5 protein-coding genes are annotated in these 7,396 nt (G+C 43.6%); all 5 read left to right on the top strand.

All coding sequences use genetic code 11. The annotated features are described in order from the left end of the window. Window positions 1–1,282: 1,282 nt before the first annotated feature. From NRIC_RS19035 to NRIC_RS19015, 5 genes are read left to right on the top strand one after another with little or no spacing between them, the layout of a single operon-like run. Window positions 1,283–1,726 carry a PTS fructose transporter subunit IIA gene (locus NRIC_RS19035; protein WP_146624301.1) on the top strand — a complete coding sequence of 148 codons (444 nt, stop codon included), beginning with the start codon at window positions 1,283–1,285 and terminating at the stop codon, window positions 1,724–1,726. A 12-nt stretch (window positions 1,727–1,738) separates the two neighbouring features. Continuing rightward, entirely contained in the window at window positions 1,739–3,217 is a 1,479-nt protein-coding gene (locus NRIC_RS19030; protein WP_146624300.1) for a fructose-specific PTS transporter subunit EIIC, read from the top strand. Between the two features lie 58 nt (window positions 3,218–3,275). Then, window positions 3,276–4,466, top strand: a complete 1,191-nt coding sequence (locus NRIC_RS19025) for a MalY/PatB family protein (protein ID WP_146624299.1) — start codon at window positions 3,276–3,278, stop codon at window positions 4,464–4,466. Continuing rightward, on the top strand, window positions 4,456–6,198 hold the full coding sequence (locus tag NRIC_RS19020) for a PTS sugar transporter subunit IIA (RefSeq protein ID WP_146624298.1): 1,743 nt from the start codon (window positions 4,456–4,458) through the stop codon (window positions 6,196–6,198). Before NRIC_RS19025 ends, NRIC_RS19020 begins: the two co-directional genes overlap by 11 nt. A gap of 14 nt (window positions 6,199–6,212) precedes the next feature. Then, window positions 6,213–7,319 (top strand): M20/M25/M40 family metallo-hydrolase, encoded by a 1,107-nt coding sequence (locus tag NRIC_RS19015; RefSeq protein WP_146624297.1) that lies wholly within the window; start codon window positions 6,213–6,215, stop codon window positions 7,317–7,319. The last annotated feature ends 77 nt before the right edge of the window (window positions 7,320–7,396 follow it).

The raw sequence follows: 7,396 nt of genomic DNA, 5'->3' as shown, positions 1-7,396 counted from the left end.
ACGTTCAATACTCAAATTACGAGTTTTGAACGTCTTTTGTCTACAGTCTGAGCCATCTCAGCAATGAGATGGCTATCTAACGAATATACATTTCTTATTTTAAAGTTGGCGAGTGACTATTGCTAACTTTTAACTATTTCTCATTTAAACGACGAATTCCCAAACCTCTAATCCGTCCTTGTAACCCTCAAGTTACGCCAGTGTGAATAAATTTCCTCAAAACTCATTAAAAATGTCGCATAAAAAGATGTTTCGTCTGATAAGTACTATACCATATCGTTGTGAAATAAACACTAGTAATCACTGAATCTTCAACAATCGTTAAGAAATTCTAAAAGTGGATGGCAGGAGTTGAACCTGCATCTCAAAAATAAATGAAACAAACCGTCGTTCTAGGCTTCATTCGTGAGGAAACACCAAGTTCATCCACAAGACTAGTATAGCGATAAAAGATGAACGATTCGTAAATTTTGCATGTTTTTTTGGTAACAGATTTGCTGAAGACGTTTTAAGGTGGAATTACATAGTATTGATATTTGATTCCAATATTAGAGTGTCTCAGGAGTGTAAGGTACTCTAAAGTGGAAGAAAAAAATCAAGGGAACATTGATAAGAAACGACACAAGAGGTTGAATCTGCTATAGATGCTTCAGGAATGAATCCTGCAGTACTGATTACTGCATTATACAAAAGAGTAGCAACTCAAGGCGAAATCCCTTTTCACCTACATTGACCGATCGAGAAAGAGTAAAAAACAGATTGATTGAGACGTTTGATGTTCTTTCTGTAAAGAGGATCTAAACAATTGGTTGGCAATGGTGAAGAATGAAAATGATTTATTGATTGTGTAGACTCCTTACAAGAATGCAACAGGAAAAGTCAGATCTATAGGACTCCTCCAAAAGTTTCCGTCAGGCACGAAAGTATTTCGAATCACTTCAAAATACCAGAATAAATCATTGCGGATTCAAAAACAGTATTACAGAATCAAGGATTAGAAGGAGCTGGAAACGAGGCATTTGGAGGATGACTCTGAGCGCTTAATTTATTGAGAAGAGGCAAAATGCTGGCATTTGTCATCGCGCAAGAGACAAACCCTTTACTTTATCAATGCTTTGTCGTCACCCAAATGACAAACTGGATATTTTGTCTGTGCGACTTGTCGATTAAGATAAATTTGTAGATATCGCTTTCACTTTACGTATCGTCGAATAAAGGAAAGAGAAGATCAGGAATAGCGAATCGAGCTCAGTGACCGATTTCGTATAAGGAGGAAATGCGCATGGAAAAGTTGACGCAACAGGACACAAACTTTCATTTGGAAGCCAATACGCAAAAAGAAGCATTAAGACAACTGGCTCAGCTGGCCTTTGAACGAGGCAAGGTAGCGGACGCAGAAATCTTCTATCAAGAATTATGCAAACGTGAGGAAGAGGGGACCACCGGATTCGGTAATGGGGTAGCGATTCCTCATGCACGTCATCAGATCGTCAAAGATGCCGGCGTATTAGTCGCTCGTTGTGATAACTTGTTGGAGTGGCGTGCGATGGATGATGAACCAGTCAATGTCTTCATCTGTCTGATTGCACCAGATGATCAGAATGATTTTCATTTAAAAACGTTGGCAAAAATCTCTCGACGTCTGATCCACGAAGAGTTTATTGATATTTTGAAAAATGGATCCGAAGAGGAAGTTTTGGCAGAAATCAATCAAGTCATAGAATAGGAGTGAAAAGGGATGGAAAAGTATAAGATTGTTGCAATCACGAACTGTCCGGCGGGAATCGCCCACACATACATGGTGGCAGAAGCCTTTGAAAAACGGGCTAGAGAGCTGGGGCACGAGATCCATGTGGAGACGCAAGGGGCCAGCGGAGTTGAAAATCGCCTGACGGACCAACAGATCGAGGAAGCCGACTACGTGATTTTGGCGATGGGGAAAACGTTGACGGATTCTGAGCGTGCTCGTTTCAATGGCAAAAAAGTGATCAACATGAAGGTCAGCGATGCGTTGAAGGAAGTCAAAACGATTTTTGATCATTTAGAAGAACGCTCAGAGCATTTTGAAGGGGATAAACATGCAGTCAAATTAGGCAAGCAGCAAACTCCGCAAGGTTCGATCATGTCGCATTTGATGGCGGGAATCTCTGCAGCGCTGCCATTTGTGATCGGTGGCGGGGTCTTAGTAGCCATGGCCAATGTCCTGATGCGTTTCGGGATGGCATATACCAGTTTTGATGATGGCGGGGCCTCCTTTGCTTGGATCATGGAGCAGGTCGGATACCTAGGCTTTAAGTTCATGATTCCGATCATGGGAGCATATATCGCCAATAGTATCGGCGACAAACCAGCGTTGGCACCAGCTTTTATCATTACTTATTTTGCCAATGACAACACGATGCTGGGAACGGAATCTGGCTGCGGCTTTTTCGGAGCGATCTTCTTCGGTTTGACGATTGGTTATTTCGTAAAATGGATCAAGGGCTTTAATTACCCACAAGCTGTAAAATCGTTGATGAACTTGACGGTGATTCCATTCGTTACCATTTTGCTGTTTGGTTCCTTGACCTTCTATCTAGTAGGCCCATTCCTAGGCGGCTTAATGAGCGGCATGTTGAACTTCTTAAACGGCGTACCGGCTGAATTCAAATTGCCGTTGGCCTTCCTAATCGGGGCGATGCTGGCCTTTGACATGGGTGGTCCAATCAACAAAATTGCCTGGTTCTTCTGTTTCTCATTGGTTGCTGAACAAGTGTATATCTGGTATGCCATCGTTGGGGTAGTGGCTTCGGTACCGCCGGTTGCGGCAGGGCTTGCCTCAATCATCTGGCCAAAAATGTTCTCAAAAGAAGAGCGCGACACTGCAGTTTCTGCTATTGTTGTAGGAGCAACGGTTGCTACTGAACCAGCGATTCCTTTTGCCATGGCTGATCCGATTCCAATGATCACTGCCAATACTTTGTCGGGTGGGTTGACCGGTGTCGTTACGATTCTGTTGGGAATTGAACGTTTGGCACCAGGAATCGGTGTATTCGATCCATTGTTGGGCTTGATGACACCAGGCTGGGCTTTCTATGTGGCTTACGCATTTGGGGTAGCAACGAACATTTTGTTCATTGTTGTCTTTAAGAACATACGAATCCGCTATACAATGAAAAAAATGGCTCAAAAGTCGATAGATGAATCAGGGATCCAAGGCGAAATTGTGAAAGAATAAAAAGATCAAGCGTGAGAAGTCATTTCTCACGCTTGTGCGAGTATCTGGAGGAAGAAGGATGAGCAGTCAATTTGATCGCAGAATCGACCGAAAGCAAACATACAGCACCCAGTGGGATTTCATTGAGGATCGTTTTGGAAAAGCGGACCTGCTACCGTTTTCGATCTCGGACACAGACTTTCAAGCGCCTGAGAGAGTATTGGCAGAATTGAAGAAGGTGGTGGAACATGGCATCTTCGGGTATAGTCGTTGGAGTCATCAGGCCTTTAAAGGTTCAATCGTCAATTACTATCGGCAGCGTCAGCAAACGGAAATTGCCGAAGATTGGGTAGTTTACAGTCCAAGTGTCTTGTACAGTATTTCTGTACTGCTTCGGATCTTGTCTCAAAAAGGAGATAGTATTTTGGTATTCGATCCAATGTACGACGCATTTCTTTCCGTGATTCAGAAAAACGATCGCCAGCTAGTGACGGTTCCTTTACATCGTACGGAGGGATACGCGATCGACTTTGCACTTTTTGAGCAAAAGGTCGCAGGATGCAAGTTGTTTTTACTGTGTTCACCGCATAATCCAACGGGAAAAGTGTTCACGAAGGATGAAATGGGACGAATGGTTAGAATTTGTCAAAAATACCAAGTGACGATCATTAGTGATGAGATACATAGTGATATGATTTTGTTTGATCGTCCCCATTTCCCGTTGCTGAATTGGTACAATGAGTACAACAATCTGATCATTGTGACTTCAGCTTCTAAAACCTTCAACACCCCGGGATTAGGCGGTTCGTATGCTCTGATCCCTAATGAAAAATTACGACAGGAATTTCTAGTGCAAACCAAGGAACGGGATTTTGTTAACTCCCCTAGTATCATGGGGATGACCGCCACGATGACCGCTTACGATCATTGTTGGGAGTATGTCACGGAACTGGTGGATTACGTCGAGGGAAATATGCAGACAGTGCAAGCCTTTTTGCAGGAGTACATTCCAGAGATCGCCTTTGACCTTCCGCAAGCGACGTATTTGGCCTGGATGGATGTGCAGGGTTTGGGGGCTTCTGATGAGGAAATCCAACGTGTGCTGGTCGAATATGGCAAGGTAGGGATCATGCGTGGAGACGTGTACGGCGAAATCGGTCGCGGATTTTTACGCATGAATCTAGGCTGCCCAAGAACCAAAGTATTGGAGGGTCTTGAACGGTTGAAGTTGTCTTTGGATTATTTAAAGGACGGAAATTATGCTAAATGAACGACAATACATTATCGTGGAATTGCTGACAAAAGCGCCCTCACCGATTCGGTCGGAGGAAATCGCTAAGATCGTTGCAAAATCAAAACGGACGATCATGCGGGATCTTTCCAGCATTAAGCTGTTTTTAGAGAGCAATGGGATCGGAGAATTGACGGTACAGCCGGATCAGCAGGGCTACAAAATTTTTATTACAGATTACGGGCAATACGAAGAGTGGATGATGAAAAACATCAACGATGAACAAATCATTCTTTACCAGCTGATTATGAATGAGTATGTGACGATCGACAGGTTGGCAGAGCTGCTGTTTGTGTCACGAATCACGGCTTCGGAAAAAATGGGGGTTTTGAAGGAGAGTTATTCATCTGTCTTGGCGATCTCGGTCAGTCATAAGGGGCATTACTTGAATGAATCGCTGGTTACCAAGTGCCTGCTGCTGAGTAATCTGGTAGGAACCAACACCAAATACTACTTGGAGCTAGCTGGGGTGACGCCAGAGCAATACGAATTGCTGCTTTCTCAAATCAAGCATTCTACATTGATCGGCGATTATTTTCCGAATGTCTTAGACAGCCAGCTGGCGAATTTGTTTATTGCCAGTCTCTTGTTTCCTAATGGTTTCCGTGAAGAAAATGAAGAGCTGGAGGCGCTGTTTCGTTCTTGTCAAATCACCTATGGACTAGAAGCAATTCGAAATTTAAGTCTGGTTTCGGATTATTGCATCGAAACCAATTTGAATCTGACGATCGCTCAGATCGAAGAAAATTTGAATCAGATCGAACAAGAGAACAACATCAAATTTGCCAATCCCAAATTGGCTAAGCAGCTATACAACCATTTGAAACGGATTCTCTGTTATCCATGCTTTCTGAAAAGCAAAGAGATCCATAATATTGCTAACATAAAGGCATTGTATCCTTTTGCTTTTGATCTGGGAATCGTTTTTATCCAAAAGATGAATGCCAATTACGGCTATCGTATCACCAACAGCGATTTGATCGGCTTGTATTTTACAGTGGGGATGGAAAGCATGATGAAGAAAAATCATCATATCCTGATTTATGCGCAAGTGAATTCGATCGCTAACATCAATCGTCAGCTTTTGGAAGCCTCAATCTCAAATTGCGATGTGGAGATCACGGACCAGTTGAATGACAAGGATCTAGCACCATTTTCTTTGGTGATCAACAGTACGAAAGAGCGTGTGGACTGTCCGCAGCCGGTGTTCCAGACAGAATACATTTTAAGTGAAAAAGACATTGCGGAGATCAAAGAGACATTGGAAAATATCAGTATCGGCTATCATATCAAGACGATTTTTCCTAAAGAGTACAGCTTCACTTACATTGTTCAAGAACAGGAAAGCTGGCTGGATATTTTGCAGGCAATCTGTTCACGGCTGGAAAAAGCCCTAGTGATCTCTCGGGAAGAGGCTGCTCGGATCATCGAACGGGAACAATCTGGAAATCCGTTAGTGATCAATAATTTTGCGGTGCCTCATTGTATCAGCAAACGGGAAAACTTTGTGATCTGTATTTATGTTCATTTGGATCAACCGGTGATGGTGGAAAATACGGCAGTAACACAAGTACTGTTGACTTTGATGAACCCAAATGTTAACAAATCAATCAACATTTTTAAATTTCTCTACCGCTACCTGCAGGAATACCAAGAACAACTGACAGGTATTGAAACCTATGACGAATTTATTCATTTTATCAAGAAATAAGGAGTTCTGATCCATTGGAAAAAGTTGCAGCGGTCTTTATGGAATTAGCCAGATGTTCTTCCCCTTCAAGAGGCGAAGCTTTGGTAGCAGCCTATATCAAAAATTATGTAGCAAAATATCCGGAACTGACTGTTTTAGAAGATCGGAGCGGGCGAAAAATCGGCGGCAATTGCGGCAATTTGATCGTGACGATTCCTGGTAAAGCCAAACATCTTCTGTTTGATGCCCATATGGATACTGTTGATCCTTGCCAAGATGTTCAACCGGAAATTCGCGAAGGATTTATTTACAGTAAAGGGCCGACTATATTGGGGGCTGATGACAAAAGCGGGATCGCACTGATGCTAGTACTGATCGATGCATTGCAGGCTTCCTCTGCGCCGCATCCGACAGTGACATTCCTCTTTTCGATTTCTGAAGAACAAAGCTTACAAGGAGCCAAACTGGTAGAACAACAGGTTTTGCAGGCTGTTGATTTTGCTTATGTTTTAGATGGAGAGGGGCCGATCGGAACGGCCATCGCGCAAACGCCATACGGCTGCAAAGGCACGTTGACTGTTGTGGGCAAAGAGTCCCATGCAGGAGCAAATCCTGAGGCCGGAGTCAATGCCTTCGTGGTAGCGGCAGAGGCTGTTTCGCAATTGACGATCGGCCGTATCGATCCGTTGTCCACTTGCAATATCGGTGTAGCAAAAGGCGGTACCGCCACGAATGTCGTGATGGGAAAGCTCGACTTGCAATTTGAAGCCCGAAGCAATCAGTTGGCGCGCCTGCGCGAGATTATCACGGAGGTCAAGCAGGTCTTTCAAACGACCTGTGAAAAGCACGGCGCGCAATTTTTTGATACGCTGAAGGAAGGGACTCCAGGCTATACGTTGGAGGACGATCGACCGATTCTAAGGTATTTCCATACTGCCTGTGAAAAATGCGGGATCGACTATCAAACAGCCTCATGTGGTGGCGGAAGCAACGCCAACGTTTATCGAATGCGCGGGATCGAAGCCGTCAATTTATCTACCAATATGCAGCAAATCCACTCAGTGGACGAACGAATTGCGATAGACGACCTGTGTCGCATGGAAAGCTTGCTTAAACAATTAATACAGGAGCATCTTGAATAAATTAAAAAGCGGCGCTTAGCCGCTTTTGGTGCGCACCCCGTCAATAGGACAATGAAATAATATAAAAATTTTGTGGA

Source organism: Enterococcus florum, assembly GCF_004309355.1.
Lineage (GTDB): Bacteria > Bacillota > Bacilli > Lactobacillales > Enterococcaceae > Enterococcus_A > Enterococcus_A florum.
The sequence above is the reverse complement of the archived record's forward strand: the minus strand, read 5'-3'. Positions and strand labels throughout refer to the sequence as shown.